Origin of the sequence: Exiguobacterium oxidotolerans JCM 12280 (genome assembly GCF_000702625.1) — a bacterium.
In the GTDB taxonomy this organism is placed as follows: Bacteria; Bacillota; Bacilli; order Exiguobacteriales; family Exiguobacteriaceae; genus Exiguobacterium_A; species Exiguobacterium_A oxidotolerans.
This window is the reverse complement of sequence record NZ_JNIS01000001.1, coordinates 2,416,096-2,439,161: the sequence shown is the minus strand read 5'-3', so window position 1 is coordinate 2,439,161 and position 23,066 is coordinate 2,416,096. Positions and strand designations below refer to the sequence as shown.

Sequence of the window (23,066 nt, the reverse complement as noted above, 5' to 3'; positions counted from 1 at the left end):
GTACTTTACGTAAAGGTTGTAAAGAATCAACGAACACGTTGACGAACCTTGTATAATACCGACCATATCCACGTCAAACGGTCCCGATTTGTGTGGTTTCACTTGGTATTAGCTGTAACTTCAATTGACTTCAAGTGATGTTCCCGCTGAAACTGCCGCATATACCGCTAAGAGATGTTGTTTTTCCTCGTCCCAGTTGTACCGTCTTCTCGCCTCTTCCGCTCGGCTTTTCATCTGATTGCGTAACGAATCATCCGCTATCAAGCGATTGACGGCTTGCGCAATCGACTCGGGCGACTCGACATCGACAATCAAACCGACTTGTTCCGTTTCGACGACCCGGCGAATTTCTGGTAAGTCTGCCGCGACGACAGGGACAAGTGCTGCCATATATTCGAATAATTTATTCGATGAGGCTGAATAATGGTTAAAGCAGACGTTTTGCAGGACTTGGAACCCGATCGTCGCTGCCGCTGTATAACTCGGCAACTGATTTAGTGGTACTTTATCAATAAAATAAATCCGCTCCCGCGCTGAAGATTCTGCGGCTAAACGTTGTAAATGTGTCTTGATTTTACCGTCACCAACAAATAATAAGGTTCCGTTCGTAACGGACGGCATCGCCTCAATCAATCGCTCTAGTCCGCGTCCTTCTTGAATCCCGCCTTGATAGAGCAAAATCGGTTCAGCATGGTCGAGACCTAGTTCCGTGTGCAGCGACCGTGCCGCCGGGATCGTTTCCTGATAAAACGGATAATTATGAAGAACCGTCGGCCGGCTTCCGTACAGTTGCTGGTGATAATCCGCCCTTGTATCATTTTCGACCATCGTCCGATCAACGAAACGCAACAGGATACGTTCAAGGATTCCTTGTCCCTTCCCATATCCTGTCCGGTCGGTTTGCACTTCATGTGAATCATAGACGACTTTTGCCTGACGTTTTGCTAAAATCGCTTGCGGTAACGTATTTAAATCATTGGCGTGCATGATGTCGTATTGACGCTGTCTTGCGGCATGCGTCATCCGGACGATGCCAAAGCTGTTATAGATCGCATATCGTAAAAAGCGGCTTTTTTGTAACAGATAGAGCACGAGCAAGACGGGAATCAACCACGGAATCAGTACCAACACTCCGATAGCCGCGACTAGCGTAATCGGTGACCGCTTCCGAAAACGCGACAGTAGACTGACGAATGGTGGTGTGCGATCAATCCGAAGAATGCGGAAACCTGCTGGATGTTGCTCGATTTTCGGTAACGTTCCGTCATTTAAACAATACAAATCGACCTGATACGCAGCATCAGCAAGGGCTGTACATTCCCTTAAGACACGGGCATCGTTCGTAAACGTGTTCCAAACAAACATTCCGACACGTTTCATCCCTTCACCTCCACTGTCTGTTGACACGTTTGACGGATTGCTTCAAACAGTCGTTCTTCATTTTGTTCCCAGTCAAAGTGTGTTTGGACGTAGGAGACGCCAGAGCGCCCCATCAATGCCCGTTCCTCCGGATTGTTTGCGAGATGACGAATCTGTCGGACGATCTCGTCCCGGCTGCGGTCACGCGATACGACACCAGCACCCGACGCTTCAATCACTTTTGCGGCATGTCCGGAAACAGCGCCGACGATGGCACATCCCATCGCCATATAATCGATGATTTTCCCCGGTGTGACCGTGTCGAATGCTGTACTCTCGACGAGCGTCGCAAAGGCGATGTCACTTTTAGCAAGCTGTTTCAATGCATCCCAACGCGGCATCGCATTCATGAAGTGGATGTTCGTCAGCCCTCGCTCCGCAATCAACGTCTCGAATTTTTCCTTATGGTATCCGTAACCAACGACATGGAATTCAATGTTTCTGTCGACCATCAATCGTTCCGCCACATCAAGTAATAAAAAGACATCTTGCGCCAGTCCGATATTGCCCGTGTAGACGACACGGACTTGTTCCGAGACTTGGCGCCGCTTGATCAACCACTCATTTTCTTCAATCGAATTTGGAATGTAGTGAATACGCGATGCGTCGATCCCCTTCTGTTCGATATAGGACCGAAACCCTTCGCTGTTGATGACGATTTGATCTGCTTGATGATACATCCATTTTTCTAGCCAATACAGTGGTTTCAATAACAGGCGTGATTTCGTGATGCCGACACCGACGAGTGACTCCGGCCATAAATCACGGACGTCTAAAATCAGCGGTGCCTGTTTGACATGTTTTGCGACGACTCCGACCAGTCCCATAAAAATCGAAGGTGTCGTCGCATAGATGTATTCGTACTGTTTTGGATCTTGTCGCACTTCTTTGACCGCTAAGAAAAACTGTTCGATGAAGAGGTGGAGTCGTTTCCACAAATTAGTCGTCGCCCGGACGTCGCGTGGTTGAATCCGTGTGATGTGCGCGGCGTCAAGCGTCGGTTCGTCCCAAAACATCGCATCCGTATAGAGTTCTGCCGTCGGATAAAGCGGCTCCGACGTCAAAACATGGACGTCACTGCCCCGTTGTTCCATCCGTTTGAAAATATTTTTCATCCGATTCGCAGCACTTCCGATTTCCGGATAGAAGTTTTGACAAATCATCAACACGTTCATCGACGTCTTGCCAGTCTTCGTGATAGTTTTCGTCTGAACTTCCAATAACGAACGATGACTTTTCCTAATTTTGAATTTGCGAGTGACCGGTATTTTGATTTCCATGCTTCATTCGCCTCCAGCACTTCCATGTTCGAAACGAGTGCTTCCTCGTAACGTTTGAGCACTAACGTATATTGTTGCGCAAGTTGTTCCAGTTGTTGATTCATCTCGCTTACTTGTTGCTCCAGTTTTACCTGTTCATTCGATTGTTCCTCTATCCGCAATTCAATTTCCGCTACGTGTTGCGTCTTTTGTTCCAGACGCTTGTTGACTTGTTTTAGACGAACCACTTCCGCTAGGTGCATCCGCTCGACAAACTCAAACGACTCCTCGAGCCAGTCGACTTCTTCAGCAGACAACATCCGTCCTGGTTGTACATGTTCCTGAATGACAAGCGTCACACCAAGCCACTTATCGAACCGTTCGATTTTTTCGATCGTTCCATAAGGCGTTAACTGTTCGACGAGCCGTTTCAAATAATAGGTGCGTTTATGATCAGCGTAATCATTGACGCCAAACGGAACGGTCACGACAAGCCGTCCACCTGGTTTGACGAGCGTATATGCCTGCTGAATCACCCGCTCCGGTTCACCGATGTGTTCGAGCACTTCCGTCATCAAGACCGTATCGAATTGCCGGTTTGCTGAAAAAGACATGATGTTCGTCTCACTGAACATGACGACGGACTGGACAGATGCCGCTTCTTCTTTTAACGCAGACGTTGCTTCAGCAATCGCTTCCGGAGAGACATCGATTCCTGTGACACATTTTCCTTCGCGTCCGAGTAAAATCGGGACGAGTCCCCCGGAGCACCCGATATCAAGGATGTCTTCCCCCTTCGCCTCACGTACTATCCAGTGGATGCGCGCTCGGACCTTTTTCCCGAATGCGACCCCTAACTGGTCATAATAGGCGGCGCGGACTTGATCCTTCGGTCGTTTCATTCCTGCTGTGCTCGTCATGCCGTGACCTCCTCTACTAACAATTCTTGAATCGCATCCGTCTTCCCCGCATCCGCTAATTCGACGAACTGTCGGACTAACGGTGTCGTTAGTTGAATCGGTTCATAAAATCCGACAATCGTCCGTAATGAGGCAACACTTGGTCCAAAGTCCTTATCGCTACATTGTCGCAACTTGACCAAATACCAGTGTTCAAAGAAATGTTCAAAACGTTTCGTCTTGTATTGGTCGAGTACACCATATTTCGCAAACTTCTCTGCTCGTGCCCGTTCCCGGATAACACTGCGCTCAAAGAACCGGACCGTCAAAGAGTTAACGGTCGAACCGGCGACTGCTGCGTAATAATAATGCACGACGCGGTTCACAAGCAGAACACGTTCCGCCCGTAACATCATTTCTTGGAAAAACAGTGAATCTTGACCGACAGCTCCGACGACCTGTTCCAATTGATGCTTGACGAGGAAATCGCGCTTGACGACCAATGCTTGAATACTTTGGACGGCAAAACGATGTTCAAGTAAGTAAGCACGAGGATTTTCACAAACCGTTCGCCCCTTTTTTCGAATCGTCGGTAAGGCGATGATGCTCGTCTTCTCGGCCAGCTTTTTCATATGACCGACGGCAAAATCGAGCGTAGCATCTTGATCAAGTTCATCTAACAGCTCCGCATAACGGTCACTGAGCACTTCATTGTCCGGATCCAAAAAGGCCACCCGATCGGCACGCGCCAGTTCGACGCCTTTGTTACGAGGACGTGATGCACTTCCGCTTCCCCCTGTTTCAAAGAAGTAGGTCGTCACGTTCCCATGTCGTCGTGCAATTCGTTCGACGGCTTGAATCGTCCCGAAATCCGTCGATCCATCATCGACAAGAACGATTTCTGTCTCATCGAAGCGATCCATCCGCTTTAAACTCGCAAAACACTTATACATCAAATGATGTCCGTTATTGTAAATCGGCACGACGACGGACAAAACAGGGGCAACAAGTGCTTTCGTCTGATGCTGTTCATTCCATTCGAAGCAATCCATCATGAGCGTCCGTCCAGATAACGTTCCGCTGACAAACTGTTCAAACGGGACATGCTCCCGCCAGACCATCGCTCCGGTGTCTGCGCCTGACGTCTCAAGGACTTCATAAGCGACTTGTCCGCTGAGCGATTTCCGGACGATATCAGCATCGGCAAACTTAAAGCCGTTGCGTAAATCTTCGAGGTAATATTCCCCGTACGACTCGCCTCCGTCGAGCAGGGCAACAAGATCGGCTTGTCTATATTCCGCAGCCGTCAGTTCAGACAAGTGACAAATAGTATCCGGTTCAATCGATTGCTTGGCAATCTGCTGTTCAAGTGCCGGTGTCGGATTGCGTAAGACGACGAGCAGGCGACGCGCCGGTTGTTGTTGATTGAGTTTCAGCATCCGCGCCAATTGATCGACCCGGTCAAACACCGTGTGACTCGACATGACAGAACGAATTCCTTCAGCACGCAATCGCTCAATGTCTTCTTCAGATGTTCGATCGACGATTGCTTTGATTTCCTGTTGATCGTGAACTGTAAATACGTTTGGAAACAGGTTGTTGACGGCGATACTATAATTCGAAATGATTAAATTCCCAAGTGCCTGCGATTCAAAAATCCGGCGCGCACACATCGTTTTACTGTATTTGATGCTATTGAGATTCAACACCCAGTCGTAACATTTGCTCACTTGCTGAAGCGCATCATACGGAATCGCAGGGGCAACCCGTTTGACGTACCGGTCCGGGAAATGATAGTCCGGTAAGCCGAGGTGATAGTTGCGGTCGACGATATCGAGCTGATGCGATGAGCTCATCACCCCATCGAACAGCACTTCCGTATCCTTGACACGTTCTGGATACTTCGCCATCCAGCTCCCGGCGAACAAGACATGATTTTTCCGGCTTCGGGTTGCGCCAAGCGGATTATGGATCAGCGGATTCACACCGAACGAGACCGCTTCAATCCGGTCATGACCACAAAGCACTTGATATTCCGGAAGCATCGCTTCGTCTGACGTCAGCACATAATCGGCTTGTTTTGCCAGCTCACTGAAACGATCGAAGTTACTCGGGTCTTCCGTCGACTGGAAGACGACCGGAATCCCTTGTTGTTTCACCTCTCGCATCATCTGGAGGAGTAATGTTCTTTTTTTCGATTTCGGTGTCGCGACCCCTTTCCAGTCATCCCCTTGCAAGCCTTTCCATGACGTGATGACTAAAAAGAGATCGATTTTACGACTAAAGACATCCTCAAATGTGTCTGCGTTCACGTAATGGAGATGAAAGGCATCTTGATAATAGGCATGCATGAACTCGGAACAGACGACAGCTACTTCCAGTGGTCGCGGCTCATAGTAACGTGACTGACTCCGCAGCGAAATCGCTTGGTAATCAATCGTATCGAGTAATTGTTGATTACTCTCTTCTTGATAGCGCTTCGTTTTTGTCTCAACCGGCTTGTTTGACGGACGAATCGTCTTAGCAGTTCCTAATGATTCTAATCGTTGTAATGTTTCGAACGCAGTCGAACTCGCTGCTGGTTCCGTCTTCAATCGCTGTTGCTCAGCACGAACCCAACCTAGCTGTTGCGTTACTTTTCTTTTCCACTGTTGTCCATTCACGTTCAAAACACCCTTCCTGCTTGATCTCCCTTCAGTCTACGAGAGCAGTTCAAAGCGCACTTAAATCCCTTGCAAGGTTTTTGTAAAGAGTTGATGAATGTTTTCCAGTATTTCCTTACATTCCAGTTGAGAAGATGACTGATTGGCGTGGACTGTAGTTTGTTCGTGACTTACTTTTGAACAAGTCGGCAATAAAATATGATGAGCACTTCATTAGTTTCAGAATCAGATAGACGGGTAAATCTTAAGAAGATTCGAAAAAGAGAAAGGAATGAATTTTACCATGAATGAAAAAAAAGAGAATTTACCAAATGAACAAGCAGACGTCGGTCTTCACCCAGATCCTGAACCGGCTGAAACATCAGACCCCGGCATCAAGCCTGCTGAGACACAACATCCCGATCCAGATTTGGAAGAATTGAAAGACGATCAAAAAAAATCATGACCGACGTTACACGTCGTACCTAAAAAAAGCGTCGGACGATTCACTTACGAATCGTCCGACGCTTTTTTTAGATAGTACGTTTTTACATACGAAGTCTACATTTTACAGTTTCACGAGTAACTTTCCTGTGTTCGAACCATCGAACAGACCTAAGAATGCATCTGGAACATTGTCGAACCCTTCAAAAATTGTTTCCTCATATTTCAATTCACCAGCACTGACCCATTCGCCTAACTGTTCTGCTGCTTCCTTGAAACGTTTTCCATAATCCCCGACTAAGAAGCCTTGCATCCGCGCCCGTGAAGCAATCAATTTTGATTGAACGCGCGGTCCGATGTTCTCTTTTTCATTGTATCCAGAAATCGCGCCACAGACTGGAATACGGGCAAACGGATTCAAACGGTCGATGACCGCGTCCCCAATCTCGCCTCCGACATTTTCAAAGTAGACGTCCACTCCACTCGGACATGCGCGGTCGAGCGCTTCTCCGACGTCTTCCGTTTTATAGTTGATGACTTCATCAAACCAAAGTTCTTCTTTTAGATACGTCGTCTTTTCATCACTACCCGCGATGCCAACGACACGAGCCCCTTTGATTTTAGCGATTTGACCGACGATTGACCCGACAGCCCCGGCCGCAGCCGACACGACAACCGTTTCACCTGGCTGTGGGTTACCGATATCCAGTAAACCGAAGTAAGCCGTCATCCCTGTCATACCGAGTACGCCGAGCGCTGTCGATACAGGTGCGAGCGACGCATCAATTTTCCGAACAGTTTTTGCATCGACAACAAGTTTCGTTGCCCAGTCGAGCATTCCGACAACGATATCCCCTTCTTTAAGAGCATCACTACGTGACTCGATGACTTTCGCGACGACACCTCCCTGAACCGGTGCACCCAATTCGAATGGTTGTGAATAGGAACGTGCATCATTCATCCGCCCGCGCATGTATGGATCAACTGAAATGTAGAGTGTCTCGAGTAAGACTTGTCCTGCGTCTGGTGCGTTTAGTTCGATTGATTCATACCGAAACGTTTCACGTGTCGGACGTCCTTCCGGTCTTTCTGCTAAAACGATTTGTTGTTCTCCCATTTCGTTCATCCTCTCTAATATCTTTTACCCTTTTACTCTATCAGTCCTTTTCACGGAGTGCGAACAGAATGCACTCATCAATTCACAGAAAATTCCTATTTCTTCTTGACGTGTTCTTTCCTATCGCGTAAGATAAAAAAACAATTCATAGCTTTTATGCTGTTATGCACAAAAGCATTACATAAGGAGTGTATTCCCATCGAATCTTCTACAACACGAATCAATCGTCAGTTCGGTATCCATGTACTGAACGGACTCAGTATCGGAATTTTAGTTGCATTAATCCCAGGTGCTCTGCTCGGCGAACTCGCCAAAGCATTATTACCTTACTTCGCGCCCGCTCAATACATCATCGACTCGACTACGATTGCGATGCGCTTGCTACCGATGGTCATCGGTGTTGCCGTCGCCATGCAATTCAAGACGACTCCGATCGAAACCGCCTCGATTGGTCTAGCGACCGTCGTCGGTTCAGGTGTCGCGACGCGGACGGAAACAGCCGGTTTTTTATTCGTCGGTACGGGTGATGTCATCAACGCAGGTGTAACAGCTGCCATCGCAACCGCACTTGTCTTATGGATTGGAAATCGTTTTAAAACCTACACTGTTCTCGTCATGCCGACGTTGATCATTGTCGGTGCAGGTGGGATTGGCGTCCTTACATATCCGTTCGTCACTAAAATCACTGCGGCGATCGGTCAAATGATCACTCAGTTCACTGTTCTGCAACCAATCTTGATGGGCGTCCTGTTAGCGGTCACGTTTTCAGTTTTGATCGTCTCTCCGCTGTCGACCGTCGGCATCGCAACAGCCATCAGCCTCTCGGGCATTGCAGCAGGAGCGGCAAACCTCGGTGTCTGTGCCGCTGGATTCGGTCTTGCAATCGCAGGCTGGAAGGCGAATTCTCGCGGAACGTCGATTGCTCATTTTTTAGGATCACCGAAAATTCAGATGGCAAATTTTATTCGTAATCCCATCATGATCGTTCCCGTCATGTGCAGTGCCGCAGTTCTCGGCGGGTTAGCCGGGATTTTAGGGATTCAAGGAACACCGTTTAGCGCCGGCTTCGGTATGTCCGGGTTGATTGGTCCAATCAACGCCTTGCATTTGATGGCAGGTGGATGGACATGGGCAAATGGAGTGCTCGTCTTCGGATTATTCATCTTGCTTCCGATTGTCCTCTGCTTATCGTTCCATCAGTTATTCCGTCGCTTCCGTCCTTGGACGAACCAGGAAGACTACCGACTCGATTTCGAATAATTAAAAGAAGCGGATTGCCGGTACCGGCAATCCGCTTCTTTTAATTAACATACTTTAAACAAACTTTAAGACATCTAACGGTTGTTCAAGCTGGTGGTCTGCGAGTTCCCATTCATCCATCGTCCCGAAACCGAACCGGCAAATCGCAACCGGCATGTCAGCAATTCGTGCTGCTTCGATATCAGACGACCGGTCACCGACCATCAAGTACTCGACGTCTCCGAACTCTGCTCGATGTGCTGCTAAAATATCAGCTTTTTGTTTCCCGTTCACTGATCCTAAACATTTCGGACTCGTGAAAAACGGTCGGATGGCTTGACTGTCGAGGACAAGATTCATGTAGTGGACCCCGCAATTGCTTGCCGTCGAGACAATATGTCCTTGTTCCGTCAAGGTGCGGAGTAGCTCGCGCACCCCTTCAAACAACACCTCTTGATCCTTCATTGTCTGTTCTAAATGATGATGACGCTTTTGGCGAATCAACCGAATGTCTTCTTCTGACGCATCCGGAATCGCCTTTTCCCAAAACGCACTCCCCGCCAGTCCGTAACTTGCCCGAACACGGTCTTTCGATGGCTTTTCAAGATGCGGCATGTCTGCCATCGCAAGATGAATCGCCTCTGTCATCTGATTTGTCGAGTCGATCAATGTCCCATCAATATCAAATAAAATAACTGCCATGAAAACACTCCTCTATTTTTTTAGCATTCTCTTTTTTCTAACATATAGGTAAACCCCGAGAAGAAGCAATAGCCCGACAATCCACGGAGTATACTGGTGAAAATCATGATGTCGTCCATTCATGCCATGCCCGAGCTTTTTTCCACCCCAGATGAAAAACGCGGACCACACAAAGAATGACACCGTCGTGGCGATCGTGAACGTCAAACGAGACACACCTGTCAGACCTGCTCCAACCGCAAAACCCATTCGCCACATCGGTGACAGGAGTAAAATAAATCGTCCGCGCATCTCCATTTGCTGTTGAAATTGAACCATTCTCGTTTCAGAAATCCGAAACAATTTAAAAACGCGTCCAAGTAGCCGCTCACTTCCGAGCTGACCGACCGTAAAGAAGATGTTCTGGCTGACGACGAAACTAAATACGGCGACAAGTAACATCAAGACAAGATTTGATTGTGCCGTATGCACCAAGTAACCCGCATAGGCGAGCGGGACTTCACTTGGTAAAAACGGAAACATTAATGTCACCATAATCCCTAGATACCCATAGGACTCCATCCATGCATGCCAGGCCATCACATACCTCCTCTTCTCCGTTCGTTTCCTCTTCTTAGTGTAACGAACTTTACGAGTAGCGTACAGAAAACAACTATTTTCTTCATCAAAAAAGCGCAACACTGAATTAATCAGTGCCACGCCTCGTTTAGTTCACTTTATTCAGTACGCATCCTCACTTTGGATTGGCTGCGTCCGTGCTTTTTGTTGCTCATCTTGCCAATCGCTGAATCGTGTCAACTCTTCAAAAATCGTTTTCGTGACGAACAAGATAATCGCGATATCATCCGCGAACCCAAAACCAAGAATAAAGTCTGGAATCAGGTCGATGGGTGAAACGAGATAAATCAAAGCACCAATCACTTTTAAAATCGTGGTCCGGCGAATATTCCGGTATTCTCCCGATTGATATGAACGGACCATATCAATGAAGAGGCGAACTGGTGAAAAGACAAGCGATAGACTCGAGTTTTTTTGAATTGAATTGTTCGCTCGTTTTAAAATCGATTTTGTTTTTTTCGGACGATCGATATAGTCCTTTGCTTCTTCCGCATATTGATCTTGTTGTTGTTTTAATTTCTCGTTCGATAAATCCATCCGTAAATCCCCCATTCGACGATTTAATGTCTTTAACGTTAATACTATTCCCTCTACACTTAATTGATAATCCTCAATCGTACTGAAACGTTAGGTTTTAATCAATCCGATTCAGGCTATTCAATTAGAAGGAAAGTTGCAAAGAAGAGGAGTGAAAGACATGGACTTAGTAAATCAAACAGTCATTATCACTGGTGCCGCGAACGGGATTGGTGCGACACTCGCTAAAACATATGCAAACGAAGGAGCTGTCGTCATTTTAGCAGATATCGACCAAATGACAGGCGAAGTCATCGCTCAAGAAATCGAGGAAAATGGTGGAACGGCTTTCTTTTACCGCTTAGACGTTCAAGACGAGCACGATGTCAACTTGCTCATCGAAAAAGCGTTAGAACATACAGGCAAAATCAATATCATCATTAATAACGCTGGGATCATCATTCGCAAACCTCTCCTTGAGCTCACACTAGAAGAATGGGACCGCGTCAATCATACGAACTTACGTAGTATCTTTTTGACAACAAAAGCAGCGGCACCACATCTAAAAAATGGTGGCCGAATCGTCAACCTAGCTTCGACACGTGCTTTTATGTCCGAACCCGATACAGAATCGTATGCCGCAACAAAAGGCGGGATTTTCGCTTTGACACATGCTCTTGCCGTTTCCTTAGGACCTAAAGGTATCCTTGTCAACGCGATTGCCCCAGGTTGGATCGAGACAGGCAATTATCATGAGCTTTCTCCAGAGGATCATTCGCAACACCCGTCTGGACGCGTCGGTAAGCCGGAAGATGTCGCTCGTGCCGCCCTGTTCTTAACGAACCCCGAAAATGATTTCTTGACGGGAGAGACACTTGTCCTAGATGGTGGGATGACGCGAAAAATGATTTATGAAGAATGATCATTCTTTAGCGAATTTCAATTGAAATGGGGTTGACTGAAAAGTCATGCTCTATACAGACAAGGAGGGCAGACCTTTAAATCCGTCCTCCTTGCTTCGTTCAAAAGGAATCAATCCCTTCACACAACTCTTAGAAGAACAACGTAAGATTATACCTCCTCATCTCTAAAATTATTATTTATAACCGAATCAATCATATATTAAACCACTTTTTAATGATCTGAAAAAAAATATTACAAAAACATGTCAGTTGATTTTTCTTGAATTCAATCTAACAAAAATCTCTCCTATCCCTTTTTTTCCGCTTTATACCATCGTTTTTGCATTTTTTCTTTTCTATTACCGAAATTATTTTCATAAAAAGTACATACTTTCTATCATTATTTTCCTCCGTATTTTAAATAAACTGTAACGTCCCTCCGTAAAAATTGTTGTTAGAGTAGTACAAGTATCACTCAACAACAAGGAAGGACTGATCGATTCACTTATGAAAAAATCTTTCATGCACTCAATGGGAATTTCCCTAATGACACTCACACTTCTCACAACACCCTTTGTTACATCCGTAGGTGCTGCGACTTCATATAAAGACAAACAACAACAAAACGAACAAAAACAATCAAAACAAAAAGAAGCTCTCGATGAAAATAAACAACAATTATCGAAAGCCCAAGAGAAAGTTTACGCGATTGACCAACAAATCAATGGATTGACGCTTCAAGTCGTCGAAAATGAACAAAAGATTGATCAAAACGAACGTCAGTTAACGAAACTTAAACAAAAGATTACAGCTTTACAGAAGAAAATCAAAAAACAAGAAAAAATGCTTGGGGATCGACTGGCAGTTCGACAAGCTAAATCTGATAAAGATCCATTGCTCGAAGCCGTATTCGGTGCAGAAGACATTGGCGATATGATCAGTCGCTTCAACGCATTCAATACGATTGCTGAAAGTGATGCTTCATTATTAAAAGATTACGAAACGAGTAAACAAGAGTTGGCAGAAGCAAAACAAGAACTTGAAGATACACGTACTGCACTCATCCATGACCGGAAAGTTCTAAAAAAGAAGCAACACGAATTGAATGCTGAAAAGGACAAACGAACATCCTTATTAAAACGCTTGAAGAAACAAAAGCGTTCAATCGAATCAAACATCTTAAGTCTAAAAGAGGCCGCTGCTCAACTTAAAGCACAAGAAGCGGCAGCCAAAGCCGCTGCTCTCGCAGCTAAAAAACAAGCAGCCGCGCAATCGGCGCAACCTGCTTCAATCAGTAAAGCAAGTACGAAAGTCATCTCAAATGCAACTGGAAAATTCATCAAACCTGCGAACGGTTCCATTTCACAAGGTATGGGTGCCGCGAGCGGAAATAACGGCTATGCTTATCACAACGGGACCGATTTCGCTGGACCGGTCAATTCTGCAATCGTCGCATCAGCTGCCGGAACTGTCATCCAAGCAAGCTCCGGTGGTCCGTATGGTAATCATGTCTATATCGCACACAACATCGGTGGTAAGACCTATACGACGGTTTATGCGCATATGAATGCCTTGACAGTTAAACAAGGACAACAAGTCAAGCAAGGCCAACAAATCGGAAAACTCGGTAGTACGGGGAATTCAACCGGTCCCCATCTTCACTTCGAGATTCATGAAGGTGGCTACCAATATAATGCGAACGGCCGGACAAACGAACTAAACCCAGAAAGTTTCTTTTAAAATGAATAAGCCCCGACACGTCGATTGATGTGTCGGGGCTTATTTTTTCTATTGAGAACATGAGAGGTCATTAAATTTTAAATTGATTTGTTTGTTGATCAAGTGATGTTGTTGTCGTCTCGAGCTCTAACATCAATTGATGAATTTGTTCGAACGAAGCTTGTTGATCACGCATCGAAGCTGCGACCTCTTGATTCCCTGCCGCTAACTCTTCCATTACGCCACTAACCGAACTGACCTGATTGACGACATCATTCGCTTGTTCTTTCGAGCGGACAAGCTGTGATGTCACGTAATTGAGCGTTTCAGTGACATCGGCTACATTTTTCCGCGTCTCTTCGAATGCCGATTTGACTTGAGCAAAGTTTGCGACCTGATTCTCTTGTTCTTTTTCAGAACGCAACAATGCTTCTTGCAAGACAGCACCATCTTGGCGAATCGAACGTACGAGTGAGAAGATTGATCGTGTCGCTTGGTGCGTCTCGTCCGCAAGTTTTTTCACTTCGCTTGCGACGACGGCAAAGCCACGTCCTGCTTCTCCGGCTCTTGCCGCTTCAATCGCTGCATTCAAGGATAAGAGGTTTGTCTGCGCCGAGACACCTGAAACAAGTTCTGCCATTTTTTCGATTTGTTGTGTCTGTTCAAGGAAACCTTCTAGCTGACGCCCAAGTTCGCGGTTTTGAACCGTCGACGCAGCGAGTGAGGCTGTTTGTTCTTCCATGACCGAAGCACTCTGCCCCATCGTCGTGTCTGCGACTTGACCTTGGCTCAATGCAAGCTGAGCCCGACGTTCACTTTGGTCGAATGAGGAGCTCATGTCTGTAATCGTACTGACCGTCGTCTGTAAATCATCCGATACTGTCTGTGTTCCGCTCGCCATCTCATTGATCGCATGCGTCATGTTACCAGACACTTCGACAATGTTCGCATTTTCAGACGTTGCCTGTTCACTCATTTGACTGATTGTATTCGAAGTATGACTAATCGTCCCAATCACACCATGTAACGTTTGTTGCATTTGCGCAATCGCTGACTCGAGACGACCGATTTCATCTGCTCGTCCTGACGTCTCCAGTTGCTCCGATAAATCACCAGCCGAAATTTGCTCCGCTGTTTTAACGACACGGCTGATCGGACGCGTAATGCTCCGTGCGAAATACCAATTATATAGTGCTAACGCAATCAATAAAACAAACGTTGCGATTAACACCGTCCGTGTCAAATTGACGGTCTGGTCCTTTGCTTCTTGTTGCAGTACATCATAAAACTCACCGTTTTTTGTATGTAGTGTATACAAATCACTTAGTACACCCTCGATTCGGGCAGCATATGACCGGATTTCAATCGGGTTACGCTCTTCGACCAACTCATTTCGTTCAGCTGATAACGCAGTATATTTTGCCTCTGCCCGGTCCATTTCCGTTTTAAACGCATCGATTAAATACGTTTTTTCAAGCAACTGTAGCGCCTTCTCGTTCTTTTGACTTAAAGCGAGTACTTGCTCGACTTGACTGTCAGACGGTTGGCTCGCAAGACGGTTCCATGCGGCTTGTTCGTACAGTAGTTTTGTTTCAAGTTCCGAGATTTCGACAAGCTGTTTTCCATAATCTTCGTTGTACGATTGAATTTGCCGGAGTTCAACCAACGTCCATCCCATCAAGGCAACGACACTGATGATCGTCACGAGTGTCGAAATTAAAAAGCGTGTCCGTAACGTCATTGTACGTCAACCTTCCCTTCTAATACATCTTGCTCCAGTTGCTCAAGTTGCTTTAGGTCTTTCTCTGAAAACGTTACATTTCGAATCGGGGCTAGTTGAATCGCACCTTCTTTGACGCCGAGCACGATTTGACCCGACTGTAACCCTTTTTCTTTTACTGTATCGCCAATCGTCGTGATCGCGAGATCGACTTGTTTTAACATCGAAGTCATGACGGCGTCAGGTGCAATCGCCGTCTGGTCACTATCGACACCAATCGCTTTGTTGCCTTTTGCTTGCGCTGCTTCGAGGACACCACTGCCCGTCAGACCAGCTGCTGCAAATAACACATCTGCTTGTTGGTTCATTTGATCGTTCGCAATCGTCCGCCCTTTTTCGGGTGCTGCAAAGTCTTCTGCATAATCGACTAAGACTTTGATGTCCGGATTGATGGCCTTTGCTCCTGCCGTGTATCCTTTTTCAAACTTCTCGATTAAAGGCGACTTCATTCCTCCAACAAACCCAATCGTCTCATTTTCTGATTGAAGCGCAGCAGCAGCTCCTGCAAGATAACTGCCTTCATCTTCTTTAAATGTAACCGATAAGACATTTGGTAGTTCTGATACGGCATCAATCAACGCAAATTGTTGCAATGGATAACGTTTCGCGACTTCTTCTAATTCCGCTTGTCCCATAAAACCTAACCCGACGACAACGGTCGGCTTCTCTTTTGCCAACGTATCGAACGCTACTTTATATGTTTTCGTTTCCCCTAGTTCACGATAATCAATGAACCAATCTTCTTTTTCACGTAGTAAGGCCATCCCACTCATCGCGGCATCACTAAACGATTGATCACCAAGACCAACATCTGATAAGACAACCGCCATTTTTTGACGTTCCTTCACTGCTTGATTTGGATCATCGATGATACTTCCACAACCTGCTAAACTAATCGTCGTCGCAAGCATTGCTAGTTTCCAGTGTTTCAACATCTCTACACTTCCTTCCAACGTTCTACATCTGATTATCGGAAGTGATGTCTGACTTCTTAATAGCTAGATTAAATTCAGAATTTTCCTAACAACAAAAAACACGCCTCTCCTAATTAAGGAAAGACGTGTCTGATGATTCATTTAGTGTGAATTAATAATCGCTGTCTGAAGAACCGCCTGTTACGATGGCGATACCAGCAGATGCACCGATACGTGATGCACCAGCATCGATCATCGCTTTAGCGCCTTCAAAGTCACGAACGCCACCTGAAGCTTTTACACCGATGTCAGGTCCCACTGTTTCACGCATGAGGCGAATGTCTTCAACCGTTGCACCACCAGTTGAGAAACCAGTTGAAGTTTTAACGAAGTTCGCGCCAGCTTTGACTGAAAGTTCAGCAGCTGTTTTGATCTCTTCTTTTGTTAAGAGGCAGTTTTCAAAAATGACTTTAACGAGCGTACCATTCGCCGCTTCGACTACTGCACGGATATCACGTTCCACGAGTTCCACGTCACCGTCTTTTAGTGCGCCGATGTTAAGAACCATGTCGATTTCAGTTGCACCATTTTTAATCGCATCTTTCGTTTCGAAAGCTTTGACTTCTGGTGTGTTCGCGCCAAGTGGGAAACCGATGACTGTACAAACTTTAACGTCGTCGTCAGACTTTAAAAGTTCTGCTGCAAGTGCGACATACGTCGGGTTGACACAGACGCTAGCAAATTTGTACTCGAGTGCTTCCTTACAAAGTGTTTCGATTTGGGCGCGTGATGTTTCCGGCTTGAGTGCCGTGTGGTCGATCATAGCTGCTAAGTTCATGATTAGTTTTCCTCCTTAAGGATATCCCTTATACTCTTTTTCTATTCTATCACGCAAGAGGTCAGACTTCTATCTTTTTACGCTACTTTCCGCAGTTGTTTTTTTCGAATCAATAAACTGTTTAATGTAAAGACGAGCGCAGCCGACCAAATAAATGTAAACGCGACCAAGTGTGTACGTGTAAAGGGTTCATCATACAAGAGAACACCGATGGCAAGTGATAGCGTCGGAGCAACAAACTGTAGAAAACCAACGACCGTATATGGGATCCGTTGGGCACCAAAACCGAATAAAAGTAACGGTACGGCCGTGATTACACCTGTCAGCAGTAATCCTGCCGTGACGAACGGTGTGTGCGAGAAAGTCGACGTTCCTTGTACACCAAGATAACTGATAAAAAGGAGTGCGAGCGGTAGCGGTGCGAGCGTTTCGAGTGTCAGACTGACCGTCGCTTCGAGGGGACGTTGTTTCTTGACGACACCATAAAAGCCAAAACTAAATGCGAGCGCAAGTGAAATCCAAGGGAACTCGCCATAGCCAATTGTTAAAATCAAGACACCGATCGTCGCGAGCAAAATTGCAATCCATTCAATCCGTGACAGTTTCTCTTTGAAGAAGAACACCCCGAACACGATGCTGACGAGCGGATTGATGTAGTAGCCAAGCGAGGCTTCGACGATGAAATTATGGTTGACTGCCCAGATGTAGATAAACCAATTCATACTAATGATGATTCCGTTCAAGAAAAACAATCTTCGTGTCCGTTGATTTTTAAACGCCGTCGTCAATTTAGGTAATGCTTTTTGTAAATATAATAAGAGCAACAGAAATAAAAAAGACCAGACAATCCGATTGGCGAGTATCGCCTCGCTTGAGACGCTAGCTAACAGCTTCCAATAAATCGGAAGTAATCCCCAAATGACATATGCGCCTAATGTGGCAAACAGACCAGGTTTATTCATCGTTCCATTCCTCTTTTCTAAATTACGAGACCTTTTTCATCTTCATTCGTCCTGCCGATAAACCACTGATCGTAAATAGTGCGACGGCAATCCAAATGAACAGGAAGGCCACGAAGTGAATCGATGTAAACACATCATTAAACAAAAAGACACCGAGTACTAACGTCAACGTCGGTGCGATGTACTGCAAGATACCGACATATACAAATGGAATCTTCGGCATACCGTACCCAAACAACATCAACTGAACAGCTGTCGCAACACCAAGCATGATGATGGCAATCAAGGCTCCGGTCGGTAAAGCGAGCGGATTCGCTCCCGTCACACCAAGCGTCAACAACGCGAACGGTAATGTCACTAACGTCTCTAGGAATAATCCTGATAACGGTTCTGCCGCTGCCTTTTTCTTTAACACACCATAAAAAGCAAACGAAACAGCAAGCGAAAAAGCAATGATCGGAAACTTCCCATAGCCGAATGTCAAAATCAAGACACCGATGATGGCACTGATGATGGCAATCAATTGTGGTCGGTTCAAACGTTCTTGGAAAAATAACAACCCAAACAATACGCTGACGAGCGGATTGATGTAATAGCCGAGCGACGATTCGACGATGTACCCTTCACCGATTGCATAGAGATAGAGCGTCCAATTCCCACCGAGGACAAGACCAGCAGCTAAAACAGTCAGACGTTGTTTTTTATTCCGCCATAATCGACCGACTTGCGTAAATTTGCCGGACAAACGTAATAATAGGGTGACGAAGATGAACGCACTGATGATGCGAATCGACACGACCGTCCATGCCGGAACAGTGTCTGCAAATAATTTGTAAATCGGTAACAACCCGCCAATCACGTAGGCGACGAACGTCGCGCTCATTCCCCGTTTATCCACAATGAACCTCCTTATGTATACAAGTAAAGCCGCCATCATCATGGCGACTTTTTCGTTATTCCTGATCGAGTGTCGTAAATAAGGTTTTCATTTCTGACTCCGTCAAGTCACGCCATTCACCAATCGGTAAATCACCTAACTCAATATTCATGATACGGACCCGCTGCAACCGTTTGACGCGGTAACCGAATTCTTTACACATGCGACGAATCTGACGGTTCAGCCCTTGCGTCAAGACGATTCGGAATGTCCGTGACTCGAGCTGTTCGACGATACATTCTTTCGTTGTCGTTCCAAGGATATCGACGCCGCTCGCCATTCCTTCGATGAACGTCTCTGTGATTGGGGCATCAACCGTTACGATATATTCTTTATCGTGATTATTTTCTGCCCGTAAAATCCGGTTGACGATGTCCCCATCGTTCGTCAAAATGATCAGTCCATCTGAGTCTTTGTCTAAGCGCCCGATCGGGAAAATCCGTTTCGGATGATTGACGAAATCGATGATATTTCCTTCGATGTCGAGTTCGGTCGTACATGTGATGCCGACCGGTTTGTTCAATATCAAGTACTCAAGCGTCGGTTTTGTTTGGAGCGGCTGTCCATCGATTTCAACAGCATCCGTTTCTTCCGCTTGTGAGCCGAGTTCGGCAACGACACCGTTGATTGTAACGCGACCGGCATCGACCAATTTATCTGCTGCTCGTCTTGAACAGTATCCTGTTTCACTGATGAATTTATTAATTCGCATAGTTTATCCTCTTTCTCTTTTATAATCTTTACTCAGTGTAGCGTATCCGTTACTTGAAAACAAAATAATTTATTTGGTTCAGCGTGTAGACAAACTCTTATGAAGCGTGAACATGCGATATCGAGACGAATTGCGCTCTAAACCGTCGTCTACATGTCTGGCTTTTTTTCAAGATGTTATCTAAAAAGCGTTACGTTTCGTTGACTCCTACGGGAAAAAGTGCGTTTTCAACGCACGTCCAGAGGCAGGCAAGACCCTGCTCATTGTCCGCTAGGATCCAAACTTGCGCCTCGCCCGAGGAAAGCAACGAAAACAGACGCTTGATTTCCCGATCGCACGTTGTCTACTCGCTAAAAAAGTCCGTCTCCCTGAAGCAGGAAGACGAACTCATTTCAGATCGCTTGTTCTTTTAAGGTTTCCATGATACGGACGAATTGTCCGTCATTCATTGGATAGCCGGCTTTAATGATTTTGACGCGCACGAGTTGACCAATCAAAGATTCGTCTCCCTCGATCGCGACACGTAAGTAATTGTCCGTGTAACCGACGAGACGACCGCCTGCTTCTTCCGAAAACTCTTCCGGAATGATTTCAAGCAGTTCCCCTTCGTATTTTGAAGCATATTCTTTTGCGAGTTGATCCGATAGGGCGATCAAACGCGCAACACGCTGTTCTTTCATCGACTCTTCCACTTGATCGTCCATCATTGCAGCTGGTGTTCCCGTCCGTTTCGAGTAAGGGAAGACATGCAACTCACTGAACTTATGATCATTGATGAAGTTGAACGTCTCCATGAACTCTTCTTCCGTCTCACCCGGGAAACCGACGATGACATCTGACGTGATGGCACAGTCCGGTAACACTTCTTTCAGACGCGTGATTCGTTCCCCGAACTCCGCCATCGTGTACTTACGACGCATCCGCCGTAAAACGGTATCTGATGCTGACTGAATCGGGACATGCAAATGACGGACGACGATTGGCGAATCCTTTAAGACGTCTAACACTTCATCCGTGATTTGACTCGCTTCGATCGAAGAAATCCGAAGGCGTTCAAGACCTGTGACGGACTCGAGTGCTTTGAGTAACTTCGCTAAGTTATAGTCTTTCAAATCTTCACCGTAGCCACCCGTATGAATCCCCGTCAAGACGATTTCTTTGTAACCAGCATCAACGAGCTGTTGCGCTTGCTTTAAGACATCTTCCGGTTGACGAGAACGCATCAACCCACGGGCCCATGGAATGATGCAGAAGGTACAAAAATTATTGCAGCCTTCTTGAATCTTCAGCGAAGCACGTGTCCGGTCCGTAAACGCCGGAACATCCAGTTCTTCGTAGACTTTCGCCTTCATGATGTTTCCGACCGCATTAATCGGCATCCGTTCTTCACGGAACTGTTCAATATATCCAATCATCTTGTGACGGTCTTGTGTTCCGACGACGACGTCAACCCCTGGAATCGCCATGATTTCAGCAGGCGATGTCTGTGCATAACAACCCGTTACACAGATGACGCTGTCTGGATTTTGACGAATCGCCCGTCGAATGACTTGACGACTTTTTTTATCACCCGTATTCGTAACGGTACATGTATTGACGACGTAGACGTCTGCATGATCTGCAAAATCGACACGCGCGTAACCTGCATCTTTAAACAGCTGCCAGACGGCCTCTGTCTCATAATGATTGACTTTACAGCCAAGCGTTTGAAAGGCAACAGTAGCCATTTCGTTCACCCTTTCAGTTCAAAATGATACGATACGGCGGATAGGACATACAGCGGCGCCGTTTCCGTCCGTAAAATCCGTCGTCCGAGTGATGCCGGTAAGAAGCCAGCATCGGTCAACCGTGTTACTTCCGTCTCCGTCAGTCCACCTTCAGGACCAATCACGACGAGGAGTGAATCCCCTGCTTGTAGTCGCGTCAGAGTCGAGGCAAAAGCCGTAGCCTCTCCTTCTTTCGCTGATTCTTCGTATGCGACTAAACATGCCGTATATTGCGGTGCTTCTTGTAGGACTTCATCATACGTCACATAGTCAACTTGCGGCAAGTGAGCACGGTAGGATTGCTCGGCTGCTTCTTTGATGATTTTTTCAAGACGCTCGATTTTTTTCGGGACCTTTTTCGCATCCCATTTCGAGACCGAACGGGCGGATTCAAATACGAGTAATTGATTCATCCCGAGTTCGGTCGCTTTTTGAGCGACAAGCTCGATTTTATCACCTTTCGGCAAGGCGTAAGCAAGCGTCACCCGAATCGGTAATTCTGTATCGATTGGTAACGACTCGACAATCCGTGCGATGGCCTGCTGTTTGTCGAGTTCTTCGAGCGCACAACGAAATAGGCCGGTTCCATCAAGGACCAAGATTTCATCCCCGACATCCATTCGCATGACGTTTTTCATATGATGGGCGTCATCCTTTTGCAAGGTAAACCGTTCTCCCGAGCGAGCTGTCTGCTCTACAAAGTATCGTTGCATCGGCTCAGGCCTCGCGTTTCGCGATGATTGCGACCCAGTCTTCCAGTTTTGTTGTTTCAACAATCGTAAAACCAGCCTCGGTCATCGCCTCGACAACCATGTCTTTCTTCTGACTGATGATGCCTGAGGCAATGAAATGCCCGCCTGGTAGTGTCAGCTCGTAGGCATCGTTCACAAACAATAAGATGACCTCAGCTAAGATGTTTGCGACAATCAATTCGACAGGCTCATTTAATGCTTTCATCAAGTCACCTTGACGGACTGTGATCCGGTCACTGACTTGATTGAGTGCCACGTTATCCGTCGCTGATTTAACGGCGACTTCATCTAAATCAAGCGCGAATACATCTTTTGCCCCAAGTTTCGCAGCGGCGATTGCGAGGACACCTGAACCCGTCCCGACGTCGACGACGCGGTCTTGCTCTTGCAAGTAGTTTTCAATCGCTTGAATACAGAGAACTGTCGTCGGATGCGTTCCTGTCCCAAATGCCATACCCGGGTCAAGTTCGATGATTTTTTCATCCGGTTGTGGTGTATAGTCTTCCCACATCGGAACGACCGTCAAGTGACGGCTAATCTTAACTGGCTTATAAAACTGTTTCCACGAATGGGCCCAATCTTCTTCATCGACTTGTGTGAGCGTGACAGTACCTGAACCGATCGTCAGTCCGAACTGCGTCAGCATCTGGATATCCCGTTCGATTCCTTTAATCATATCCGTCAAATCGCTACTTTCCGCAAGATAAGCTTTGACGAGGACACCTGTATCCGGATATTCGTCGCGTTTTTTCTCATCCCAAATTTCACCGAAGTTATCTTCACGATGCGACATCATCTCGAAATCTTCGACATCCTCGATGACGACACCACTAGCTCCTGCTTCATGTAAAATATTCGAGACTGCTTCGACTGCTTCTTGTGTCGTATGGACACAAACTTCTGACCATTTCATTTCCTGTCACGCTCCT

Annotated in this window: 21 protein-coding genes; 4 read left to right on the top strand and 17 right to left on the bottom strand. The window is 46.4% G+C overall.

Annotated features, from left to right (window positions below):
- Window positions 1–120: 120 nt before the first annotated feature.
- Genes P403_RS0112330 through P403_RS0112315 form a run of 4 tightly spaced genes read right to left on the bottom strand, consistent with a single transcriptional unit; the run spans window position 121 to window position 6,240 of the window.
- The gene (locus P403_RS0112330) at window positions 121–1,380 is read right to left on the bottom strand and encodes a glycosyltransferase (RefSeq protein WP_029332921.1); all 1,260 of its coding nucleotides are present in this window, start codon (window positions 1,378–1,380) and stop codon (window positions 121–123) included.
- Window positions 1,377–2,582: a glycosyltransferase family 4 protein gene (locus tag P403_RS0112325; RefSeq protein ID WP_235195256.1), complete on the bottom strand. Its 1,206-nt coding sequence runs from the start codon at window positions 2,580–2,582 to the stop codon at window positions 1,377–1,379. The genes P403_RS0112330 and P403_RS0112325 overlap by 4 nt, the downstream gene beginning before the upstream one ends.
- 8 nt (window positions 2,583–2,590) lie before the next feature.
- Window positions 2,591–3,598 carry a methyltransferase domain-containing protein gene (locus tag P403_RS0112320; RefSeq protein WP_029332919.1) on the bottom strand — a complete coding sequence of 336 codons (1,008 nt, stop codon included), beginning with the start codon at window positions 3,596–3,598 and terminating at the stop codon, window positions 2,591–2,593.
- Window positions 3,595–6,240 carry a glycosyltransferase gene (locus tag P403_RS0112315; protein ID WP_029332918.1) on the bottom strand — a complete coding sequence of 882 codons (2,646 nt, stop codon included), beginning with the start codon at window positions 6,238–6,240 and terminating at the stop codon, window positions 3,595–3,597. The genes P403_RS0112320 and P403_RS0112315 overlap by 4 nt, the downstream gene beginning before the upstream one ends.
- 283 nt (window positions 6,241–6,523) lie before the next feature.
- On the opposite strand from P403_RS0112315, the gene P403_RS16675 reads away from it, so the two are divergent.
- Window positions 6,524–6,685: a hypothetical protein gene (locus P403_RS16675; RefSeq protein ID WP_167331095.1), complete on the top strand. Its 162-nt coding sequence runs from the start codon at window positions 6,524–6,526 to the stop codon at window positions 6,683–6,685.
- Window positions 6,686–6,787: 102 nt separating this feature from the next.
- Here P403_RS16675 and P403_RS0112305 read toward each other — a convergent pair whose 3' ends face one another.
- Window positions 6,788–7,780 (bottom strand): NADP-dependent oxidoreductase, encoded by a 993-nt coding sequence (locus tag P403_RS0112305; RefSeq protein ID WP_034801212.1) that lies wholly within the window; start codon window positions 7,778–7,780, stop codon window positions 6,788–6,790.
- A 156-nt stretch (window positions 7,781–7,936) separates the two neighbouring features.
- On the opposite strand from P403_RS0112305, the gene P403_RS0112300 reads away from it, so the two are divergent.
- On the top strand, window positions 7,937–9,040 hold the full coding sequence (locus tag P403_RS0112300) for a PTS sugar transporter subunit IIC (protein ID WP_235195207.1): 1,104 nt from the start codon (window positions 7,937–7,939) through the stop codon (window positions 9,038–9,040).
- 54 nt (window positions 9,041–9,094) lie between these two features.
- Here the strand turns inward: P403_RS0112300 and P403_RS0112295 are convergent, their stop codons facing one another.
- From P403_RS0112295 to P403_RS0112285, 3 genes are all read right to left on the bottom strand, one after another.
- Window positions 9,095–9,721, bottom strand: a complete 627-nt coding sequence (locus P403_RS0112295; protein ID WP_029332915.1) for an HAD family hydrolase — start codon at window positions 9,719–9,721, stop codon at window positions 9,095–9,097.
- A 12-nt stretch (window positions 9,722–9,733) separates the two neighbouring features.
- Window positions 9,734–10,300 (bottom strand): DedA family protein, encoded by a 567-nt coding sequence (locus tag P403_RS0112290; protein WP_029332914.1) that lies wholly within the window; start codon window positions 10,298–10,300, stop codon window positions 9,734–9,736.
- Between the two features lie 141 nt (window positions 10,301–10,441).
- On the bottom strand, window positions 10,442–10,876 hold the full coding sequence (locus P403_RS0112285; protein ID WP_029332913.1) for a YkvA family protein: 435 nt from the start codon (window positions 10,874–10,876) through the stop codon (window positions 10,442–10,444).
- Window positions 10,877–11,036: 160 nt separating this feature from the next.
- On the opposite strand from P403_RS0112285, the gene P403_RS0112280 reads away from it, so the two are divergent.
- Complete coding sequence (locus P403_RS0112280) at window positions 11,037–11,777, top strand: glucose 1-dehydrogenase (RefSeq protein WP_029332912.1); 741 nt, start codon at window positions 11,037–11,039, stop codon at window positions 11,775–11,777.
- A 526-nt stretch (window positions 11,778–12,303) separates the two neighbouring features.
- The gene (locus P403_RS0112275) at window positions 12,304–13,497 is read left to right on the top strand and encodes a murein hydrolase activator EnvC family protein (protein WP_235195206.1); all 1,194 of its coding nucleotides are present in this window, start codon (window positions 12,304–12,306) and stop codon (window positions 13,495–13,497) included.
- Window positions 13,498–13,567: 70 nt separating this feature from the next.
- On the opposite strand, the gene P403_RS0112270 is transcribed toward P403_RS0112275, so the two are convergent.
- The 9 genes from P403_RS0112270 to prmA form a co-directional block, all read right to left on the bottom strand.
- Window positions 13,568–15,217 (bottom strand): methyl-accepting chemotaxis protein, encoded by a 1,650-nt coding sequence (locus tag P403_RS0112270; RefSeq protein WP_029332910.1) that lies wholly within the window; start codon window positions 15,215–15,217, stop codon window positions 13,568–13,570.
- Window positions 15,214–16,191: a BMP family lipoprotein gene (locus P403_RS0112265; protein WP_029332909.1), complete on the bottom strand. Its 978-nt coding sequence runs from the start codon at window positions 16,189–16,191 to the stop codon at window positions 15,214–15,216. Before P403_RS0112265 ends, P403_RS0112270 begins: the two co-directional genes overlap by 4 nt.
- A 151-nt stretch (window positions 16,192–16,342) precedes the next feature.
- A complete protein-coding gene (deoC, locus tag P403_RS0112260) occupies window positions 16,343–17,008 on the bottom strand; it encodes a deoxyribose-phosphate aldolase (RefSeq protein WP_029332908.1) in 666 nt (221 codons plus the stop codon).
- A 77-nt stretch (window positions 17,009–17,085) separates the two neighbouring features.
- Window positions 17,086–17,970 carry an EamA family transporter RarD gene (gene rarD / locus P403_RS0112255; RefSeq protein WP_029332907.1) on the bottom strand — a complete coding sequence of 295 codons (885 nt, stop codon included), beginning with the start codon at window positions 17,968–17,970 and terminating at the stop codon, window positions 17,086–17,088.
- Window positions 17,971–17,992: 22 nt separating this feature from the next.
- Complete coding sequence (rarD, locus tag P403_RS0112250) at window positions 17,993–18,868, bottom strand: EamA family transporter RarD (RefSeq protein ID WP_029332906.1); 876 nt, start codon at window positions 18,866–18,868, stop codon at window positions 17,993–17,995.
- A 55-nt stretch (window positions 18,869–18,923) separates the two neighbouring features.
- Window positions 18,924–19,619: a 23S rRNA pseudouridine(2604) synthase RluF gene (gene rluF / locus P403_RS0112245; RefSeq protein WP_029332905.1), complete on the bottom strand. Its 696-nt coding sequence runs from the start codon at window positions 19,617–19,619 to the stop codon at window positions 18,924–18,926.
- 392 nt (window positions 19,620–20,011) lie between these two features.
- Window positions 20,012–21,346 (bottom strand): tRNA (N(6)-L-threonylcarbamoyladenosine(37)-C(2))-methylthiotransferase MtaB, encoded by a 1,335-nt coding sequence (gene mtaB / locus P403_RS0112240; RefSeq protein WP_029332904.1) that lies wholly within the window; start codon window positions 21,344–21,346, stop codon window positions 20,012–20,014.
- Between the two features lie 5 nt (window positions 21,347–21,351).
- Window positions 21,352–22,098: a 16S rRNA (uracil(1498)-N(3))-methyltransferase gene (locus P403_RS0112235; protein WP_029332903.1), complete on the bottom strand. Its 747-nt coding sequence runs from the start codon at window positions 22,096–22,098 to the stop codon at window positions 21,352–21,354.
- Between the two features lie 4 nt (window positions 22,099–22,102).
- Window positions 22,103–23,050 carry a 50S ribosomal protein L11 methyltransferase gene (prmA, locus tag P403_RS0112230; RefSeq protein ID WP_029332902.1) on the bottom strand — a complete coding sequence of 316 codons (948 nt, stop codon included), beginning with the start codon at window positions 23,048–23,050 and terminating at the stop codon, window positions 22,103–22,105.
- Window positions 23,051–23,066 lie beyond the last annotated feature (16 nt).